The 17,271-nt window shown below is 54.4% G+C and carries 20 protein-coding genes; 11 read left to right on the top strand and 9 right to left on the bottom strand.

Features of this window, described 5'->3' with window-relative positions; all coding sequences use genetic code 11:
- Positions 1–153 (bottom strand): homogentisate 1,2-dioxygenase (locus tag ACR0DT_RS23910; protein WP_480713173.1); only part of this gene is annotated, 153 nt, incomplete at its 3' end.
- A 136-nt stretch (positions 154–289) separates the two neighbouring features.
- Between ACR0DT_RS23910 and ACR0DT_RS23905 the strand changes: the two genes are divergently transcribed.
- Together ACR0DT_RS23905 and maiA are read left to right on the top strand one after the other, a co-directional pair.
- The gene (locus ACR0DT_RS23905) at positions 290–727 is read left to right on the top strand and encodes a MarR family winged helix-turn-helix transcriptional regulator (protein ID WP_480713172.1); all 438 of its coding nucleotides are present in this window, start codon (positions 290–292) and stop codon (positions 725–727) included.
- Positions 728–1,345, top strand: a complete 618-nt coding sequence (maiA, locus tag ACR0DT_RS23900) for a maleylacetoacetate isomerase (RefSeq protein WP_480713171.1) — start codon at positions 728–730, stop codon at positions 1,343–1,345.
- Here the strand turns inward: maiA and ACR0DT_RS23895 are convergent.
- Both ACR0DT_RS23895 and hpaR read right to left on the bottom strand, forming a co-directional pair.
- Positions 1,342–1,797, bottom strand: coding sequence for a MarR family winged helix-turn-helix transcriptional regulator (locus ACR0DT_RS23895; protein ID WP_480713170.1), 456 nt, complete (start codon positions 1,795–1,797; stop codon positions 1,342–1,344). The two genes, maiA and ACR0DT_RS23895, sit on opposite strands and share 4 nt — an antisense overlap.
- Before the next feature lie 83 nt (positions 1,798–1,880).
- Positions 1,881–2,321, bottom strand: coding sequence for a homoprotocatechuate degradation operon regulator HpaR (gene hpaR / locus ACR0DT_RS23890; RefSeq protein ID WP_480713169.1), 441 nt, complete (start codon positions 2,319–2,321; stop codon positions 1,881–1,883).
- A gap of 107 nt (positions 2,322–2,428) precedes the next feature.
- Here hpaR and ACR0DT_RS23885 point away from each other — a divergent pair, with 107 nt between their 5' ends.
- From ACR0DT_RS23885 to ACR0DT_RS23855, 7 genes are read left to right on the top strand one after another with little or no spacing between them, the layout of a single operon-like run.
- The gene (locus ACR0DT_RS23885; protein WP_480713168.1) at positions 2,429–2,827 is read left to right on the top strand and encodes a 5-carboxymethyl-2-hydroxymuconate Delta-isomerase; all 399 of its coding nucleotides are present in this window, start codon (positions 2,429–2,431) and stop codon (positions 2,825–2,827) included.
- Between the two features lie 3 nt (positions 2,828–2,830).
- The gene (hpaE, locus tag ACR0DT_RS23880; RefSeq protein ID WP_480713167.1) at positions 2,831–4,339 is read left to right on the top strand and encodes a 5-carboxymethyl-2-hydroxymuconate semialdehyde dehydrogenase; all 1,509 of its coding nucleotides are present in this window, start codon (positions 2,831–2,833) and stop codon (positions 4,337–4,339) included.
- Positions 4,340–4,394: 55 nt separating this feature from the next.
- Positions 4,395–5,237, top strand: a complete 843-nt coding sequence (gene hpaD / locus ACR0DT_RS23875) for a 3,4-dihydroxyphenylacetate 2,3-dioxygenase (protein ID WP_480713166.1) — start codon at positions 4,395–4,397, stop codon at positions 5,235–5,237.
- Between the two features lie 24 nt (positions 5,238–5,261).
- Complete coding sequence (locus tag ACR0DT_RS23870) at positions 5,262–6,743, top strand: NAD-dependent succinate-semialdehyde dehydrogenase (protein WP_480713165.1); 1,482 nt, start codon at positions 5,262–5,264, stop codon at positions 6,741–6,743.
- The gene (locus ACR0DT_RS23865; RefSeq protein WP_480713164.1) at positions 6,743–7,597 is read left to right on the top strand and encodes a fumarylacetoacetate hydrolase family protein; all 855 of its coding nucleotides are present in this window, start codon (positions 6,743–6,745) and stop codon (positions 7,595–7,597) included. Before ACR0DT_RS23870 ends, ACR0DT_RS23865 begins: the two co-directional genes overlap by 1 nt.
- On the top strand, positions 7,594–8,394 hold the full coding sequence (gene hpaH / locus ACR0DT_RS23860; RefSeq protein WP_480713163.1) for a 2-oxo-hept-4-ene-1,7-dioate hydratase: 801 nt from the start codon (positions 7,594–7,596) through the stop codon (positions 8,392–8,394). The genes ACR0DT_RS23865 and hpaH overlap by 4 nt, the downstream gene beginning before the upstream one ends.
- Before the next feature lie 10 nt (positions 8,395–8,404).
- Complete coding sequence (locus ACR0DT_RS23855; protein WP_480713162.1) at positions 8,405–9,214, top strand: aldolase/citrate lyase family protein; 810 nt, start codon at positions 8,405–8,407, stop codon at positions 9,212–9,214.
- A gap of 137 nt (positions 9,215–9,351) precedes the next feature.
- Here the strand turns inward: ACR0DT_RS23855 and ACR0DT_RS23850 are convergent, their stop codons facing one another.
- Positions 9,352–10,245 (bottom strand): dimethylarginine dimethylaminohydrolase family protein, encoded by an 894-nt coding sequence (locus tag ACR0DT_RS23850; RefSeq protein WP_480713161.1) that lies wholly within the window; start codon positions 10,243–10,245, stop codon positions 9,352–9,354.
- 114 nt (positions 10,246–10,359) lie between these two features.
- Between ACR0DT_RS23850 and ACR0DT_RS23845 the strand changes: the two genes are divergently transcribed.
- Both ACR0DT_RS23845 and ACR0DT_RS23840 read left to right on the top strand, forming a co-directional pair.
- Positions 10,360–11,274, top strand: a complete 915-nt coding sequence (locus ACR0DT_RS23845; protein ID WP_480713160.1) for a LysR family transcriptional regulator — start codon at positions 10,360–10,362, stop codon at positions 11,272–11,274.
- Positions 11,275–11,532: 258 nt separating this feature from the next.
- On the top strand, positions 11,533–13,512 hold the full coding sequence (locus ACR0DT_RS23840; protein WP_480713159.1) for a DEAD/DEAH box helicase: 1,980 nt from the start codon (positions 11,533–11,535) through the stop codon (positions 13,510–13,512).
- Positions 13,513–13,612: 100 nt separating this feature from the next.
- Here ACR0DT_RS23840 and ACR0DT_RS23835 read toward each other — a convergent pair whose 3' ends face one another.
- Genes ACR0DT_RS23835 through ACR0DT_RS23815 form a run of 5 tightly spaced genes read right to left on the bottom strand, consistent with a single transcriptional unit; the run spans position 13,613 to position 17,219 of the window.
- A complete protein-coding gene (locus ACR0DT_RS23835) occupies positions 13,613–13,987 on the bottom strand; it encodes a nuclear transport factor 2 family protein (RefSeq protein WP_480713158.1) in 375 nt (124 codons plus the stop codon).
- Complete coding sequence (locus tag ACR0DT_RS23830) at positions 13,984–14,880, bottom strand: alpha/beta hydrolase (protein WP_480713157.1); 897 nt, start codon at positions 14,878–14,880, stop codon at positions 13,984–13,986. The genes ACR0DT_RS23835 and ACR0DT_RS23830 overlap by 4 nt, the downstream gene beginning before the upstream one ends.
- A complete protein-coding gene (locus tag ACR0DT_RS23825) occupies positions 14,877–15,359 on the bottom strand; it encodes a flavin reductase family protein (protein WP_480713156.1) in 483 nt (160 codons plus the stop codon). The genes ACR0DT_RS23830 and ACR0DT_RS23825 overlap by 4 nt, the downstream gene beginning before the upstream one ends.
- A complete protein-coding gene (locus tag ACR0DT_RS23820; protein WP_480713155.1) occupies positions 15,359–16,036 on the bottom strand; it encodes a glutathione S-transferase family protein in 678 nt (225 codons plus the stop codon). The genes ACR0DT_RS23825 and ACR0DT_RS23820 overlap by 1 nt, the downstream gene beginning before the upstream one ends.
- The gene (locus ACR0DT_RS23815; protein WP_480713154.1) at positions 16,029–17,219 is read right to left on the bottom strand and encodes an LLM class flavin-dependent oxidoreductase; all 1,191 of its coding nucleotides are present in this window, start codon (positions 17,217–17,219) and stop codon (positions 16,029–16,031) included. Before ACR0DT_RS23815 ends, ACR0DT_RS23820 begins: the two co-directional genes overlap by 8 nt.
- Between the last annotated feature and the right edge of the window lie 52 nt (positions 17,220–17,271).

Genomic DNA, 17,271 nt, shown 5'->3' with positions numbered 1-17,271 from the left:
ATTACACCGCTGAGGGCTGTTCATCCCCTGCGGCAAAGCCCCAGACAACGCCTCAGTCTCAAAATCATTCCCAAAACCAGGCAAGTAGCCCTTTGAAATGGACACTCCATCACCCGCGATAGTCAATCCACTATGCCGTGCGATTTCATTCATTCGGGCCTCCTATTCAGGCGATTCTAGTCGACAGCGCGCTTGACGTAAATATTCGTTGCGTTTGCAACGTTGTCAATATTTTTGTTGCAAATGCAACGATAATCTGGATTCTTTAACTCAGAAAGGAAACCGCTTTATGAGCACAAAAAACTTGCCAGAGTTCAACCTGGAGGGGTTCTTACCATACCGGTTTACAGTGTTAGGCGCACATCTGAGTGCTGAAATGGCCAAGCAATATAAGCATGAGTTTGGAATCTCTATTCCCGAATGGCGTGTCCTCGTGAATGTTGGATATGCTGAAAATCCGTCTGTTCGGGACATTGAAAAACGGGTTAGCTTGGAAAAGTCAAAGGTCAGCCGGGCGGCGGCACGGCTTGAAGCCCGTGGCCTGATCTCCAAGGACGTGGACCCTAATGACCGTCGTCTTCTTAAATTGAATCTGACAAAAGAGGGTGCCGATCTTCTTAGTCAGTTGGTCCCAATTGCGATGTCATTTCAATCCAGCCTTGAGGCAAAACTTGGTGATTCCGAGAAGACACTGCAGGCAGCCCTCGATTTATTGTCGGACGAATGAATGATAAAACTCTATGACTATTGGCGTTCTTCGGCCAGCTACCGGGTTCGGATCGCCCTTGGTCTTGCACAGGAAACCTGGGAAACAGTCATAGTAAACCTGTTGGAAGCTGAACAGCGGTCTGAATTCCATCTGTCCATGAACCCGCAGGGATTGGTACCGGTATTGGAAATTGACGGGCACAGGTTTACTCAGTCACTGGCACAGATCGAGTATATTGATGAGAGCAGAGGCTTGGGCCTTCTGCCGTCAAACCCTTTGCACCGCGCCGAGGTGCGGGCCTTGGCTTATGCGGTGGCCATGGAAATCCATCCTGTGTGCAACCTTCGGGTTGCAAAATGGGCTGTCGAGCAATCGGGAAAACAGATTTCGATGAATGGATGGATGCAGCACTTTATCGGCGAGGGGTTGGCGGCCTACGAAGAAATGGTTCAGGGTGGCCCATATTCTTATGGTGACAGTGTCACTCTATCCGATGTTTGCCTGATACCTCAGCTTTACAATGCGCAAAGGTGGGGCGTTGATTTGTCTGGCTACCCTAAGATTGCTCGGATCAAGGACGGGCTGGATAAGATCCCGGCGTTTCAGGATGCCCATCCAGATAACAGCCCGCGTTAACCGGCTTTGTTTTTTCGTTCCTGTCCATATTCCACAACAGCACGTTCCAGAGCACGCAACCCGTCTTCGAGTTTGCGCATATCCGTATCGCTCATGTGTCCCAGAATCGAGTCTGCACAATTCTGAACGGCCGGGAAAACTTCATTGAACAGCGATTGTCCCGCCTTGGTGCAGGTGTATTGACGCAATCTTCGATCGTTATCCGCAATTGCGCGGCCGATCAGGCCCTTATTTTCTAACCGGGTCGCTGCACGACTGACCTGAACCTTGTCCAGGGTCGTGCGTTTTGCCAGTTCCTGGGAATTCAATTGACCCGCACCGGCCAATAGGAATAGCAGACGCCATTCCTCACGCGATAGTCCGTAGGTACGGCCATACACCTCAACTAGTTGGCGCGAAAAAGCCTCAGCTGTGGATGCAAGCTGATAGGGAAAATAGGTTTCAAGATTCATTCTATCACCTCGTCTGCTGCCAACATATTTTGTTGCACACGCAACGTTATGATCTGGATCAAATGGGGTCAAACCGGGTGAGGTCAGATTTTAACGGCCTGTAGCTCTTCAAGCAGATCCAGCAGGTTTCCCAACTTTTCCTGACCCATTTGCGCCTCGATCGTGTCGTAGATGGCTCGTGAAGTCGCAGAATTGTTTTCCAGAATCTGACGTCCCTCATCGGTGATTGTCACCATAGTGCGCCGCTTGTCCTGGCTGTCTTGACGGCGGCTGATCTGGCCGTCGGCCTCCATCGTTCGCAAAATTCGGGTCAGGCTGGGCAAAAGCAGGCAGGCCTCATGGGCGATGGTGCTTTGCTCCACTTCCCCTAACTCGTCCAGTGTGCGCAGGATACGCCATTTCTGTTCAGTCAACTGAATGCCCTGCAACATATCCCGGATCGGCGCCATAACGGTTTCACGCGCACGTAGCAGCGCAATCGGAAGGGACCTGGAGGTGCTATTGGTAAAGCTCTGAGTGTTCATGATGCCTTTTCTAGTCGCCCTTTCAGGAAATGCAAAGATTAACAAAGCAAGTTCTTGACTGCGGGCGCTCAATATACTAAACATGTTAATTAAATGGAGGAGAGACCATGCCGCATTTCCACGTCGATTATTCCGGAAACCTGGAAGACAAGGTCGACATGAGTGGTTTGTGCGAATGTATCCGTGCAACGGCTGCTACGATTGATACCTTTCCTATGCCCGGCATTCGGGTTCGCGCCACGCGTGTTGATCATTATGCCATCGCCGACGGCAACCCCCAGCACGGTTTCATCGACATCTCGATACGTTTGCGCGCGGGACGCACTGACAAAGTCAAGCGGGACGCAACGCAGCGTGTCTTTGATGCGGTCAAAGCATATCTCACCCCGGCCTTTGCAAACTATTCCATCGCGTTCTCGGTTGAGATGCGCGACATCGACCCAGACCTGTCGCCCAAAACCGGTACAATCCGTGACCATTTGGCTGCGACTACGCAGGAGACCTGACCCATGAGAGCATTGGATACAAATATCGAAAAGCTGTCAGGTTTCCTGGCTCGGTTCAAACAAACTGGCATCATGAATCGTATTGCCGGAGAGGACCAAAGCGGTGAGGCCGGAGTGTTCCAATCGATCTCTCCAGTGGACAAGTCCGTTATTTGCGAGGTTGCACATGGCACCGCGCGTGACATCAATACAGCCGCCGAAGCCGCCCATACGGCCTTTGCCGAGTGGCGCGATTTGCCCGCCACCGAACGCCGCAGAATTCTGCTGAACGTGGCTGACGCGATTGAGGCTCGCGCAGAAGAGATTGCGCTTTGCGAATGCTGGGATACGGGTCAGACCTTGCGCTTCATGTCCAAAGCGGCGCTGCGTGGTGCTGAGAATTTCCGTTTTTTTGCAGATCAAGTGGTGCAGGCCCGCGACGGTCAACATTTGAAATCACCTACTCTGATGAACATTACCACACGTGTTCCTATCGGGCCGGTTGGTGTGATCACCCCTTGGAACACGCCTTTCATGCTATCGACCTGGAAGATCGCTCCGGCGTTGGCCGCAGGCTGCACCGTGGTTCATAAACCGGCGGAGGATTCACCTTTATCCGCGCGACTGCTGGTGGAAATCGCCGAAGAAGCCGGACTGCCTAAAGGCGTTCTGAACACGGTAAACGGCTTTGGTCCTGATGCCGGCAAGGCCCTGACCGAGCATCCGTTGATCAAGGCGATCGCCTTTGTCGGTGAAAGCCGCACCGGTAGTATCATCACTAAGCAAGGGGCAGATACGCTTAAGCGGATGCATCTGGAGTTGGGCGGCAAGAATCCCGTCATCGTGTTTGACGATGCCGATCTGGATCGCGCGCTGGATGCTGTGATCTTCATGATCTACTCGATCAATGGTGAGCGGTGTACCTCGTCCTCGCGGCTGCTGGTGCAGGACAGCATCAAGGAAGAATTCGAGGCCAAGCTGGTTGAGCGGGTAAACAACATCAAAGTTGGCCATCCGCTAGACCCTGCAACAGAAATCGGCCCGCTTGTGACCGAAGAGCACTATAACAAAGTCAGCAGCTATTTCGATATCGCCAGGGAAGATGGCGCAACGGTCGCTGCCGGTGGCGAAAAACTGGGCGATGAAGGCTATTTTGTCCGACCAACCCTGTTCACCAACGCCAACAACGACATGCGCATCGCACGCGAGGAAATCTTTGGTCCGGTTCTGACGTCGATCCCATTTTCAACGGAAGAAGAAGCTTTGCGGATTGCCAATGACACCCCTTATGGGCTGACTGGTTATGTCTGGACGAACGATCTGACCCGCGCGCTTAGATTTACTGATAAGCTTGAGGCAGGAATGATCTGGGTGAACTCGGAAAATGTTCGCCATTTGCCAACGCCCTTTGGTGGGGTCAAGGCCTCGGGCATTGGCCGGGACGGCGGCGACTGGAGCTTTGAGTTCTACATGGAGCAAAAACACATCGGCTTCGCCACGGGTCAGCACAAGATCATGCAATTGGGGAAGTAGGGTCGGTCAGTCAGCCCCGCGTCGGGGTCGTCACCATACACGAGGAGGAACTGCGATGGGAAAGATTGTACAGGCCGCGAAGATCACGCATGTGCCCAGCATCTGGATGTCCCACACGATGCCGAAATACAAAGGCATCCGGCAACCCGCCATCGATGGCTATGCGCGACTGCGTCAGGACGCAATCGACCGCAACGTCGAAACGTTCATTATCTTTGACACCCACTGGATCACCAATCAGGGGTTTCACCTGAACACGAAAAAACACCACAAAGGCCGCTTCATCAGCCATGAACTGCCACACATGCTGGCGGATATGGAGTTCGATTACCGTGGTGACCATGAATTGGGGGAAACAATTCTCGAAGTTCTACGCGAGCGTGGAGAGCGGGCCTTGGGCCATTCGCATCCCGATATGGGCATGGAGTATGGTACCCTGTTGCCCATGCATTTCATCAATGAAGGTGTAAACGCGCGGGTGCTGCCTGTGGCGGTGAACCAGTTCTCTTCCATCGCGGAAAACCGGGTCTGGGGTGAGGCGATTGCCGAAGGCATTCGTCGTTCTGACCGCAATGTGTCTGTGTTGGCCTCGGGTTCGTTAAGTCATGATTTTACGCCGAACGAACGCTCGGTTGATGGGCTGAACGCGGTGAATGGCGAGTTCAATCGACAGATGGATCTGCGTGTGCTGGAGCTTTGGGAACAGGGACGGTTCGAAGAGTTTCTGGAGCTGTTGCCTGACTATGCCAAGAAATGCACCGGTGAATGCGCCATGAACGATACCGCCTTGCTGTTCGGTGCCCTGGGTTGGGGTAGCTACAAGGGCGAAATCGACATCTACACTCCGTATTTCGGCAGCTCTGGAACAGGCCAGGCAAATATCAGCTTTTCGGTCTAAGACCGGAAATCAGGAACGTATCAAATGAACGAATTGCGTCTAAATGATCCCACGTTGCTTGTGGAAGCTGCACGGGTGGGGTCCCAGTGGGTAAACGCGTCCGAGGTTTCGGTGTCGATGGATGTGACCAACCCGGCCACTGGCAATCTCATCGGTCGGGTTCCCAACCTGGGTTCGTCCGAAGCCGCCAAAGCGATTGCCGATGCACAGCGCGCCCAGAAAGACTGGGCTAAGCGCACCGCCAAAGAGCGCAGTCAGGTTCTGCGTCGATGGTACGATCTTATGATAGAAAATCAGGACGATCTTGGTGCTATCCTTACCGCCGAGCAGGGTAAACCACTGGCCGAAGCCAAGGGCGAGATCGCTTATGGTGCCAGTTTCATCGAGTGGTTCGCCGAAGAAGCCCGCCGTGCCTACGGAGATGTCACGCCCGGCCATGCACCTGACAAGCGGATCATCACAATAAAGCAGCCCATCGGTGTGATCGCCGCTATCACGCCATGGAACTTTCCCAACGCAATGATCACCCGCAAGGCTGGTCCGGCCTTCGCCGCCGGGTGTTCGATGGTGCTGAAACCGGCCAGTCAGACTCCATTCTCAGCCATAGCGCTGGCGGTTCTGGCGGACCGTGCCGGACTACCGGCGGGCTTGTTCTCGGTCATTACCGGGTCGGCGCGTGAAATCGGTGGCGAAATGACGTCGAGCCCGATCGTGCAGAAACTGACCTTTACTGGCTCGACCGAAATTGGTGCAATGCTTTATGCGCAATGTGCCCCGACGATCAAAAAACTGGGGCTGGAACTGGGTGGCAACGCGCCTTTTATCGTTTTCGATGACGCCGATTTGGACGCCGCTGTCGAGGGTGCTGTGATCGCGAAGTTTCGCAACAACGGTCAAACTTGTGTCTGTGCCAACCGTATTTATGTGCAGGCCGGGGTTTATGACGCCTTTGCTGAAAAGCTGGCTGCCAAAGTTGCAACTCTGCCCACCGGAAACGGGTTTGATGAAGGCATCATCTTTGGCCCGCTGATCGACCACGCCGCCGTCGAAAAAGTGACCGAACATGTCGAAGACGCCACCTCGAAAGGCGCGCAGATTACTCTGGGAGGTAAGCCACACACGCTTGGGGGTACTTTCTTCGAACCCACCATCCTGACCGGCGTAACATCGAACATGGCGGTTGCAACCGAAGAGACATTTGGCCCCGTTGCCCCACTATTTAGATTCGAGACCGAAACAGAGGTTGTCGCCGCTGCAAACGATACCGAATTTGGGCTCGCCTCATATTTCTATTCGCGCGACATGGCCCGTGTCTGGCGTGTTTCAGAAGCTCTGGAATACGGGATGGTCGGCATCAATACCGGTCTGATTTCAACCGCCGAAGCACCTTTTGGCGGGGTCAAGATGTCTGGCCTAGGCCGAGAAGGCTCGCGTCACGGATTAGATGATTTCATGGAACTCAAATACCTGTGCATGGGCGGGATCGAGCCCGCCGAGGAGGCCTGATGCGCTTTGCGACCTATACCGCCAATGGTGCTACCTTTTTCGGTGCGATCACCGACCATGGTGCAATCGAATTGAATGACGAATTCCCTGATCATAGCAGCCTTTACGAAGTGATTGCCGCAGGAGCATTCGACAAGCTGGCTGAGGCTGCCAAGGGTAAGTCTGTGACCCATGCAGAGTTCACCTACGAGATGGTGATGCCCGACGTGCGTCGCATCCTGTGCGTTGGCGTGAATTTCCCTGACCGCAACGCGGAATACAAAGATGGCAGCGCGCAACCGAAATACATGTCGCTGTTTCCCCGCTTTGCCAGTGGCTTTACCGGCCATGACCGCCCGCTGATCCGCCCGCCGGAGAACCACACACTGGACTACGAAGGCGAGGTAGCCATCGTGATCGGCAAGACCGGGCGGCGGATTTCTCAGGACGACGCCTATGACCATATCGCCGCGTTGACATTGTGCAATGAGGGCACAATCCGCGACTGGGTACGCCACGCCAAGTTCAACGTGACGCAGGGCAAGAACTGGGACAATACCGGTGCCATTGGTCCATGGTTGGTGCCTTTCACCGATGCTGCGCAACTGGATGATGCTCGCATCCAGACTCGTGTGAATGGCGAGTTGCGTCAAGACGACACTCTGAACCGTATGATGTTTCCGATCCGGCGCGAGATTGAATATATCTCGACCTTCATGACCCTGCAGCCGGGAGACATCATCGTCACCGGTACGCCGACAGGGGCGGGCGCTCGGTTCGACCCGCCTAAGTATCTGGCCCCTGGCGACGTGGTGGAAATCTCGGTCGATGGCATCGGCACCCTGCGTAACACCATCGAGGACGAGCAGGTATGACACCCGAGGATCACGCCCGCGCTGCTGCAGATTTGCTGCAGGCAGAACAAAGCCGTGAACAGATCGGCCTGTTGACTCTCCGTCACCCCGAGATGGGGATGGACGATGCCTACGAGGTGCAGAACGAAATCTATCGTCAGAAATTGTCGGCCGGGCGCAAGGTGATCGGTTGGAAGATCGGGTTGACCTCGAAGGCGATGCAATACGCATTGAATATCGACATTCCCGACAGCGGTATTCTGTTTGATGACATGGCGTTTGAAAATGGTGGTACCGTTCCGGTGGATCGCTTTATCCAACCCCGGATCGAGGCCGAGATTGCCTTTGTCATGAAATCCGCTGTCGGTGGCGACTCGGTGACTTGCGAGGATATCATCGCTGCGACGGACTATGTGGCTCCGTCGATCGAAATCCTCGACACCCGTATTCAGCGCCTTGATCCCGAGACCGGAAAGGCACGCAGCGTGTTCGATACGATCAGCGACAACGCCGCCAATGCGGGTATCGTATTGGGCAAGGAACGCCACGCCGTTGATGCCTTCGACCTGCGTTGGGTTGGCGCGTTGACCTTCCGCAATGGTGAGATTGAGGAAACGGGTTTAGGTGCGGGTGTTCTGAACGATCCTGTTGAAAGCGTCGTCTGGCTGGCCCGCCGTATGGCCCAATACGGCCAGAGCATCGAGCCCGGTCAAGTGATCTTGTCTGGCAGCTTCATCCGACCGGTTGAATGCCCATCTGGAACGGAAATCCACGCGGATTTCGGGCCGTTCGGTTCGGTCGATATCAACTTTGCTTAAAGGAGCGTTCATGCCTGCGCCACGGAACACGTTCAAAGCAGCACTGAAGGCCGGAAACCCGCAGATTGGGTGCTGGATTGGGATGGCCAACGCCTATGCGACTGAAATCGCAGCGACCGCGCAGTTCGACTGGCTGTTGGTCGACGGGGAACACGCCCCAAATGACCTACGCTCGGTCCTGGAACAGGTGCGAGTAATCGAAGCAGCGGACTGCGCGCCAGTCGCACGGCTGCCGATTGGCGAGACTTGGATAATCAAGCAATACCTTGATGCTGGCGTACAGAACCTTCTGGTGCCGATGGTCGAAAGCGGCGATCAGGCGCGAGAATTGGTACGAGCTGTTCGATATCCGCCGCACGGGGTGCGGGGTGTTGGTTCGGCCCTGGCGCGGGCGTCGCGTTTTGCAGCGATCCCGGACTATTTGAAAACTGCAGATGAACAGATTTGTCTTTTGGTGCAGGTAGAAAACCGGATCGGGCTACAGGCACTGGACGACATCCTGACGACCGAAGTGGATGGTGTCTTTGTTGGCCCCTCGGATCTGGCAGCCGATATGGGCCACATCGGCAATGCTGGTCACCCTGAGGTGGCCGAGGCTGTTCTGGACGCCATCACCCGTATTGTCGCTGCCGACAAGGCAGCGGGTATTCTGACGCTTGATCTTCAAATGCAGCGAAAGTGTCTGGAACTCGGTGCGACTTTCGTGGCCACCAATATCGATGTGACACTGTTTGCCCAAGCCATGCGCGCCGCGGCTGAGGTCGGTTCAAGCCTGCTGCCGGATCGTGCAATTGATGGCCATATCCTTTCGTCAGAATGAAACCGGAAGACGGATTCTCAAGCCGATCGAGGAACGCTTTGGTTTTGTTTACCTGTAAAGGTGTCGAAACGGCTTCGATGAAGTTCTACATCTGGAGTCCTGCCCGTTTCGCTCGCTGATTATCCGCATGTTTCTGGTTAAGCGTCCTCGCGGCATAAGGCCTGACTGAGGCAATGCACGCCGCCGCCGCCCAGTGTAAACATGGACATGTCCGGATCGTAAACCTTGAACCCCATGGCACGCATCTTGGCGTTCAGGTCGGTAGCCCCAGCCATGGACAGGACCTTACCTTCACCAAGCGCAACAAGGTTGACACCTAAGTTCTTTGCCTCGCGATAAGAGACATCGACAATCTCGATTCCCCACCCTCTGACAATATCCACCAACCATGGCTCCATCGCGTCTATGCAAGCCACCGCAAGCTTTTCAGCCAAAGGTACGATCAGACCGTCCATGTGAACGAATTCGCGGCTGATCGGGGCGACTACGGCTTCCCACCCTTCGGCGCGAACGAATTCGGCAACCTGTTCAGAGCCTTCTTTCTCGGACCGTTCACCGCAATACCCGATCAGCACTCGGCCGGGTTCAATAATGTTGAAATCGCCGCCTTCAAAGTGACCAGCAGTGGCAAATTTCCAAATCGGAATATCGTTTTCCTGATAGAATTTGATAGCGGTTGCATAATCGGCTCGGCGGCATTTCAACTGCATATGGCAGATTAGGGCACCCCACGGCGTCATGGCCGAACTGTCGCGCGCAAAGAAATTGCGATGCAAAACCTCGTCACTGTCAAGGTAATGGCATGTAACTTCGTTCTCCTCGTAGATCGAGACCATTTCGGAATGCTGTTTCATCGCCAATTGTAAATCGAACGTGTGGCCGGTCTTTTCTGCATTGGCGAGTGTGCGCCCGATCAAAGGCCCGGCTTCGACCCATTTGAAATATTCAGGTTTACCTAACAATACATCAGTCAGTTTGGTGTAGTCGTTATTGATACCCCATTTGCGGGTCGGGAAGGCGCTGCTATCCATATGTGTGATCTCCTGCCTAAGAGTTTTCACAGCAAAGGGTGTCGCGAGCCAAAGTTTAGGTAAATAGCAAATTCAGGGACTATACTTGCATAACTTTACAAGTATTGTCTTGCCATGCTGCCTCCGAGTTTGTCCAAAGCTGATGTGCACTTGCTTTACGTGTTTTCCGTTGTGGTTGAATCCCGAGGGTTTTCAGCAGCGCAAATTGCGTTGAACGTCTCTGCTTCGACTATTTCGCGGCAGATTTCCGATCTGGAAACGCGGCTGGGCATAAGATTATGCCAGCGAGGACGCAAAGGATTTCGCCTGACTGACAAGGGCGAGATCGTCTATTCCGCATCACAAAAGCTTTTTGCGTCACTGGAACACTTTGGTGAAGTCGTTGCCGGAACACGAGGCAAACTTGTGGGCCGTCTGTCCGTGGCTGCCATCGACAACTGGGTACACAGCGACGACACACCTATCATGAGGGCGCTTACGCGATTTACCCAAATCGCTCCGGATGTGTCTATCGAAGTTCATTCGCTATCACCGGACAATATCGAAATCGCGGTTCAGGACGGGCAAGTTTCTTTGGGCGTAGGTGTGTTTCACAGACATAAACCTGGTCTGATCTACGAACCTTTGGGCACCGAAAAAATTGGTTTGTATTGCGCCCGAGGGCACCCATTATTCGATGCAACCACCCCGGAGGATGTTGAAAATCTGCTGCCCAAAGCAAATTACTGCAAACGCGCCTATCTGAATGAAGATCAGGTGGCCCCGGTTTCGAGCGGCCTGCCGTCCAATGCAAGTGCACATCAGATCGAAGGCGTGGCCATGCTGATTTTAACCGGTAAATACATCGGTTATTTGCCAGAAGGTCTCGCTGATATCTGGGTTCGCGCAGGAAGATTGCGTTCGGTCGGAGATGGCATGTTCGACCTTAAGTCAGAAATCAAACTGGTCAGAGGGCGAGGTGAAGAACCAAATCTTGTTGGTAAAACGTTCATACAGCTACTGAAGGATACTACGTCCTTTTCTGGTTGATCAAAGGTGACTGGTTTTAAACAATTTGCCAAACTGCTTGCTTAACCTTGGCTTGATCGCTGAAACGATTCACCGCATTTGAAATCTCGCAACAAATCCCCTCGACCCGCGGATTCAAGCCAATTTTCGGGTCTACAACGAAGCTGTGTCTATACAAACCGAGTACACCCCGATAAAGGGCTGTCTTTAACCTCGGACGATGCGCCGATTGCAAGCCTGCACAGCTGCACAGTCTGTCCCATACAGAGAATTTCCGCCGTGAAAAAAACCATCGCAGATGCGCTTGCCCGTAAGGGCTATGATGTTCTGACTCCAGTTCAACAAGCAGTCACCCAACCTGAACTGGAAGGCCGGGACTTGTTAGTATCCGCGCAAACAGGATCGGGCAAGACGATCGGCTTTGGGTTGGCAATAGCCCCAACTTTGCTGGGCGACGGTGATACTTTTGGTGAGTCCGGGGCACCTCTGGCTTTGATCATCGCACCAACGCGGGAACTTGCATTGCAGGTGAAACGTGAACTCGGGTGGCTTTATTCCGACGCGGGCGCGTTTCTGGCCTCGTGTGTAGGTGGCATGGATATGCGCGACGAGCGCCGTGCCTTGGCGCGTGGTGCGCATATCGTTGTTGCCACTCCGGGGCGGTTGCGCGACCATATTATGCGCGGCTCCATCGATCTGACCCAAGTACGGGCGGTCGTGCTGGACGAAGCCGATGAGATGCTGGATTTGGGGTTCCGCGAAGATCTGGAGTTTATTCTGGATGAAACACCTGCGGGCCGTCAGACCTTGCTGTTTTCTGCCACGGTTCCAAACGCGATTGCGAAGCTTGCCCAAAGCTATCAGCGCGATGCTGAGCGTATCTCGACCGTAAGCGAGCGAACCCAGCATGCCGATATTGACTATCGCGCTATGATGGTGGCCGCACGTGATGGTGAAAATGCGATCATAAATGTCTTGCGTTTCTATGAAGCGCCCAACGCGATTGTTTTCTGCAACACTCGCGCGATGGTGTCGCGTTTAACCGCGCGTCTGTCGAACCGCGGCTTTTCAGTCGTGGCTCTATCCGGTGAATTAACCCAAAGCGAACGCTCCAACGCGCTGCAGGCGATGCGCGATGGGCGTGCCCGGGTTTGCGTGGCGACCGATGTCGCGGCCCGAGGGATTGACCTGCCAAATCTTGATTTGGTCGTTCATGCCGAATTGCCCAACAGCCACGAGACCCTTTTGCACCGTTCAGGCCGCACCGGTCGTGCTGGGCGAAAAGGTGTAAGCGCCTTGATCGTTGTGCCTTCGTCCCGAAAAAAGGCGGAACGTATTTTGAAGTTCGCCAAACTGACGGCCGATTGGGGTTCTGCCCCTTCGGTAGATGCTGTGAATGAGCGGGACCATGAACGTATGCTTGCATCAGAGGATTGGCTGACTGACATCTCCGAAAGCGAACGCCCGACCGTTGAACAATTGGTCGAACAATTTACACCCCAACAGATCGCTGCAGCCTATTTGCGCCAGTATAAAGAGCGCCACTCTGCTCCGGAAGAACTGGGCGCGGTACAGGTCGATAAGACCAAAACCAAGGCAGCGTTCGGTCCCAGTGTTTGGTTTTCACTCTCGGAAGGGCGCAACCAGCATGCGTCTCCTCGGCATTTGCTGCCAATGGTGTGCAAAGCCGGAAAGATAGCAAAAGACGATATCGGTGCGATCCGCATTGCGGATGATCTGTCCTACATCGAAATTCGCGAGGTTGCCGTCGACGGTTTTCTGGCGGCCATTGGTCCTGAAATGAAAATTGAAGGGTCCAAAGATATCACCCGCCTTGATGCGGCACCGGACATCCCGGCTTTTAAGCGACCAAAACCAGATCGCGCACCCAAAGGAAAGCCACGTCACCGCAAGGCGGACACGACCCCGATTGATTGGAATGATGCGCCGGAACCCCGGCGCCGTAAGCCAAAACCTGAAGACCGCAAAGCCCCAAAATCAGCGGGCAAAAAGCCCAGGGCGAAAGATGCCGACAATGTTGTGCAGACACCTCTGAAAAAACGGAAACCTTCGGCGTCCAATGCCACGGGCCAGTCAAAAGCTGAGCCCAAAGGAGGCAGGGACGTGCCTTCCAAACCGCGCAGCAGCGCGGCCAAGGGACCCCCACCCCCTAAAGGCAAACCCACTAGCAAGAAGAACCGCGCACGTGCGGCCGTAAAGGCTGCCAAAGGAGGAAATGCAGTGCCAAAACGGAGGTAACGTTTAGCTATGCTTCCGTCTACTCACGTTCCTTTGCGGTAACCGCGAGCGCCATCCGACTTTGCAAGGCGGCTCGTCCAATTAGCTAAGCGCACCGGGCTCATTCGGTGCGCTGCTTATAGTATGTGTCCTTGTGCACGATCAGCCCGTCGCGGTAGGTCAGGATGTCGACGCTTAGAAACTCTTCTTTCTTGCCATCCTTATGCGTGGCAGAGCGGCGGTACTCGCAATAGGCTTTGTTTCCGGAAATGGCGCAATCAAGCGTTTCCCAATGCACGTTTTCGACCTTGTCGAAAAGCCCGGCAAAAACGTTGCGGATGGTCTCAGCCCCTTCAAAACGCATGCCGTATTCCTCGGATCCAAGCGCGTGATCAAACGTTGCATCGTTGGCAAAGTGTTTCATCACGGCGTCGATGTCGTTGGCGTTGAAAGCATCGCCGACAGAGTCGACAAGGGCTCGGGTTACGGCTGTCATGAGTTTTGTCCTTTTCCTTGAAGGATGTCGCAGGTTTTTTTGAAGAATGGACTTGCAGGATCAACAAGCACATTCAATTCATCGAAGTGATCTACACCCGGCACAATGTAGAGACCGATCTTGCGATCCGCTGTTTCATACTTTTCGACGTACATCTGCGCCTGCCGGTGAAACTCATCCGTTTCGGCCCCACCAACCACGGCCAATTGCGGGGCGTTGGTCACAGGCGGGTGACGGGTCATCGGGCTTTCTGCGTCGGCCTCCCTCAGGTCCATGCGGATGCCTGCATTTAGCGCCTCCGTCAGGCGAACAGGTTCCAGATAGCTGAGCGGTGATACCGGAATACCTGCCTTGATCAGGTCCATAGGCAGGTCGCCACCGAATATCGGCCAATCTGTGGCCATCATCATCTGGGTGATATGGCCACCTGCAGAATGGCCCATTACAGTGATGCGGTCTCGATTGATGCCAAGATCGTCTGCGTTACGCCATATATACGCCAACGCTTCACGGGCTTCTTCCGAGATGCGCGTGATGGTCACTGACGGGCATAGATCGTAGCCGACGACCACGACATTGACCCCGGCTGCGACAAAGGGTGGTGCGACGAAGCTATAAATCGACTTGTCGCCGCGCTGCCAGTAGCCGCCGTGGAAATAGACCAGTGTCGGTGCGGCAGGATCGCCGCAACGAAACACATCCAGCTTTTGTTTCTCGCCTTCTCCATAACGAATATCGAGGCTGCAATCTGATGAAGCTCGTGCATGCTCACTATCGCTGATCCATCCAGGAATGACTGTCTCTTCATAGTCAGGTCGCCCAGCACGCAGGTTATATTGTGCGTCGAGTTCTGCGGGGCTGAAGCGGGCGTGGTAGGTCAGATGATCGCTCATCGCAGAGCCTCCGTTTGCTGTGCAGCAAAGAAGCCGCCGCGGCAGTAAACAAGGGGTGGTATTGGTCTGTGAGCGTATCGCGCAACACGCCCAAGAAGGATTTCATGATCTCCGGCATCTACCCGGCCATGCACCTTGCATTCTAAATGAGCCGCAGCACCCGGTAAAAGCGGTGCTGAGGTTCCTGCCGTCCAGTCTGTATCGGTAAAGCGGTTTTCGACATCGCTGGCAAAATGCAAGGCGAGGTCTTCTTGTGCGGCAGACAGGATATTGACGGCGAAATGGCCAGAGCCTGACAGTGTCGGAAACACCCGACCAGACTTGGCGATGCAGACTGAAATCACCGGCGGCTCTAACGAGACCGAGGTGAATGAATTCGCGGTCAGGCCCCAGGGTTCACGATCTGCGTCTAACGCTGTCACAATGGTGACCCCCGTAGGGAAAGAGCCCAAAGTGCGGCGGTAATCGCGTAGGTCCATCACAGAACACCTTCACTGGCGCAGGCTTTTTCTAGGGCGGTCCATTCATCCGGGTTTGTCCCAAAATGGCGCATGACATGGTCCTTGTATGCCGGTCGTTCCGTTAATCTCTGATACCAGGCCTCGACGTTTGGCAGTGGTTGACGTTCAACCTCGACATTGAAGTAGCGGTAGACCACGCAACCCATAGGGATATCCCCCATGGTAAAAGTATCGCCGCAGACAAATGCCCTATCCGCAAGATGGAGGTCCAATATGGTTAACGCCTCATGCACCTCGTCACGCAGCGTGGCAATTTTCTCGGGCTCACGCTGATCAGGCTGAGTGCGTACCGTCGCAAAGAACAAATAGATCACCGGCAAAAACGCGCGGCTGGCCGACCATTCCATCCATTGATCGGCAACTGCACGGGTTTGTAAATCGGACGGGCTGAGGGTTCCCGCCCCGTACCGTTCGCAAAGATAACGCACGATAGCGAGGCTTTCCCACAAGGCGAAATCCCCGTCCCGGATTGCAGGGATCATGCGGTTGGGGTTGATCTGAGCATAACTGTCAGTGTCGAGCTTGCCGAAGCTGCCCCCTGCAAGTTGCAATGTGTAATCCAACCGCAACTCGTTGGCTGCCCAGATCACCGGGATTACGTTCGATGAGTACGGGCGCCCCCAGATTTCAAGCATGGTCCAGCACCCGTTTTTGCGCGATGGACTGAGTTCCAAACTTCGGCACCACATGTTCAAAAAGGCGGTGCCAACTGGCCAGAATCTTCTCGTAAGGCACGCTTGTGTATTGCTGCATCAACATGAGATGATCGAGACCGATGGTTTCCTGTTTTTCAGCAAATCGTTCAGCTACATATGCTGCATCACCTACGACGATGATCCCGCGTTTATTGAGGAAATCGAACCAGTCCATTGCCTCGTCTTCGGGCGTCATTTCTTCCCCGACATCAAGGTAGCCGTGCTTGGTCCATTCGCCCTTTGGCCGCGACCCGCCGAGAAATTCGTAATAGGCGTTGATGGGACCGCGGATAGTATTGACCGCTTCCTCCATGCTTTCGCCAACATAAAAGGCGGTGCAGACACCAACGCCTTCGCCCAGCTTCATCTCGCGCCCTTCGCGGTTGGACAGGGCTTCGCGATACGGTTCCCAGCAAGCAAGTGTGGCTTTTGGCCCAGCAGACATTGAGATTACGCCCCATCCCCTTTCGCCAGCCAGCTTGAATGTAGGTGGCGCGTTCGACATCAGCCAGACTGGGGGATGCGGGTTGGTGTAAGGTCGTGGATGTAAGTACATCGCTTTGTACGCGCCATCCTCGGCGTGATAGCGCGGGTCCAGAGGGTCAAAGAAACGATTGGTTTCTTTCCAGCCGGGAACCGGGAATTGATAGAATTCGCCCTGATAGGTAAAGGCCTCGTTGGTCCAAGCCTTCAGAATGATCTCAAGGTTTTCCTGGTAAAGGCGCATCACCTTGGCATTGTCGCGACGATCCGCATCTTTGTTGAATTGGATGGTCGACCGTTCATTGATGCCTTTGGCCACCCCAAAATCGAACCGGCCCAGCGTCATGTTGTCCAGCATGGCGGCATCCTCGGCCACCCGTAGTGGATGCCAATCCGGCAGGACAATAGGTGCTGTTCCAACGCGCAGCTTTTTGCAATGCGCCGCCACGTGGGTGCACATCTGGATCGGGTTGGGCGGCGCGTTCATATATCCGTTATGGGCAAAATGATGCTCGGTGAACCAAGCGGTCGTGAACCCCGCCTGCTCAGCCAGCGCGCATTGTTCGAGGATCATCTCCAGTGTTCGTGTCCAGGGAATCGTCTCACCAGGGCTGAAATTCGCAATTAAATCAAAGCGCATGATGCCCTCCCGAGCAGATTTGTCAGTTGAATTTTTCCCTCTTTTTCAACTA

It is taken from the genome of Ruegeria sp. BI11, from assembly GCF_056538005.1.
The sequence above is the reverse complement of the archived record's forward strand: the minus strand, read 5'-3'. Positions and strand labels throughout refer to the sequence as shown.

Bases quoted from the DNA above. Each gene is read 5' to 3' on its own strand.
- ACR0DT_RS23830 (WP_480713157.1), bottom strand. From the start codon at position 14,880: ATGAGCGATCATCTGACCTACCACGCCCGCTTCAGCCCCGCAGAACTC.
- ACR0DT_RS23870 (WP_480713165.1), top strand. From the start codon at position 5,262: ATGAACGAATTGCGTCTAAATGATCCCACGTTGCTTGTGGAAGCTGCA.
- ACR0DT_RS23815 (WP_480713154.1), bottom strand. From the start codon at position 17,219: ATGCGCTTTGATTTAATTGCGAATTTCAGCCCTGGTGAGACGATTCCC.
- hpaD (WP_480713166.1), top strand. From the start codon at position 4,395: ATGGGAAAGATTGTACAGGCCGCGAAGATCACGCATGTGCCCAGCATC.
- ACR0DT_RS23905 (WP_480713172.1), top strand. From the start codon at position 290: ATGAGCACAAAAAACTTGCCAGAGTTCAACCTGGAGGGGTTCTTACCA.
- ACR0DT_RS23820 (WP_480713155.1), bottom strand. From the start codon at position 16,036: ATGCTTGAAATCTGGGGGCGCCCGTACTCATCGAACGTAATCCCGGTG.
- hpaH (WP_480713163.1), top strand. From the start codon at position 7,594: ATGACACCCGAGGATCACGCCCGCGCTGCTGCAGATTTGCTGCAGGCA.
- maiA (WP_480713171.1), top strand. From the start codon at position 728: ATGATAAAACTCTATGACTATTGGCGTTCTTCGGCCAGCTACCGGGTT.
- ACR0DT_RS23865 (WP_480713164.1), top strand. From the start codon at position 6,743: ATGCGCTTTGCGACCTATACCGCCAATGGTGCTACCTTTTTCGGTGCG.
- ACR0DT_RS23835 (WP_480713158.1), bottom strand. From the start codon at position 13,987: ATGACAGCCGTAACCCGAGCCCTTGTCGACTCTGTCGGCGATGCTTTC.
- ACR0DT_RS23850 (WP_480713161.1), bottom strand. From the start codon at position 10,245: ATGGATAGCAGCGCCTTCCCGACCCGCAAATGGGGTATCAATAACGAC.
- hpaR (WP_480713169.1), bottom strand. From the start codon at position 2,321: ATGAACACTCAGAGCTTTACCAATAGCACCTCCAGGTCCCTTCCGATT.
- ACR0DT_RS23845 (WP_480713160.1), top strand. From the start codon at position 10,360: ATGCTGCCTCCGAGTTTGTCCAAAGCTGATGTGCACTTGCTTTACGTG.
- ACR0DT_RS23885 (WP_480713168.1), top strand. From the start codon at position 2,429: ATGCCGCATTTCCACGTCGATTATTCCGGAAACCTGGAAGACAAGGTC.
- ACR0DT_RS23825 (WP_480713156.1), bottom strand. From the start codon at position 15,359: ATGGACCTACGCGATTACCGCCGCACTTTGGGCTCTTTCCCTACGGGG.
- ACR0DT_RS23855 (WP_480713162.1), top strand. From the start codon at position 8,405: ATGCCTGCGCCACGGAACACGTTCAAAGCAGCACTGAAGGCCGGAAAC.
- ACR0DT_RS23895 (WP_480713170.1), bottom strand. From the start codon at position 1,797: ATGAATCTTGAAACCTATTTTCCCTATCAGCTTGCATCCACAGCTGAG.
- hpaE (WP_480713167.1), top strand. From the start codon at position 2,831: ATGAGAGCATTGGATACAAATATCGAAAAGCTGTCAGGTTTCCTGGCT.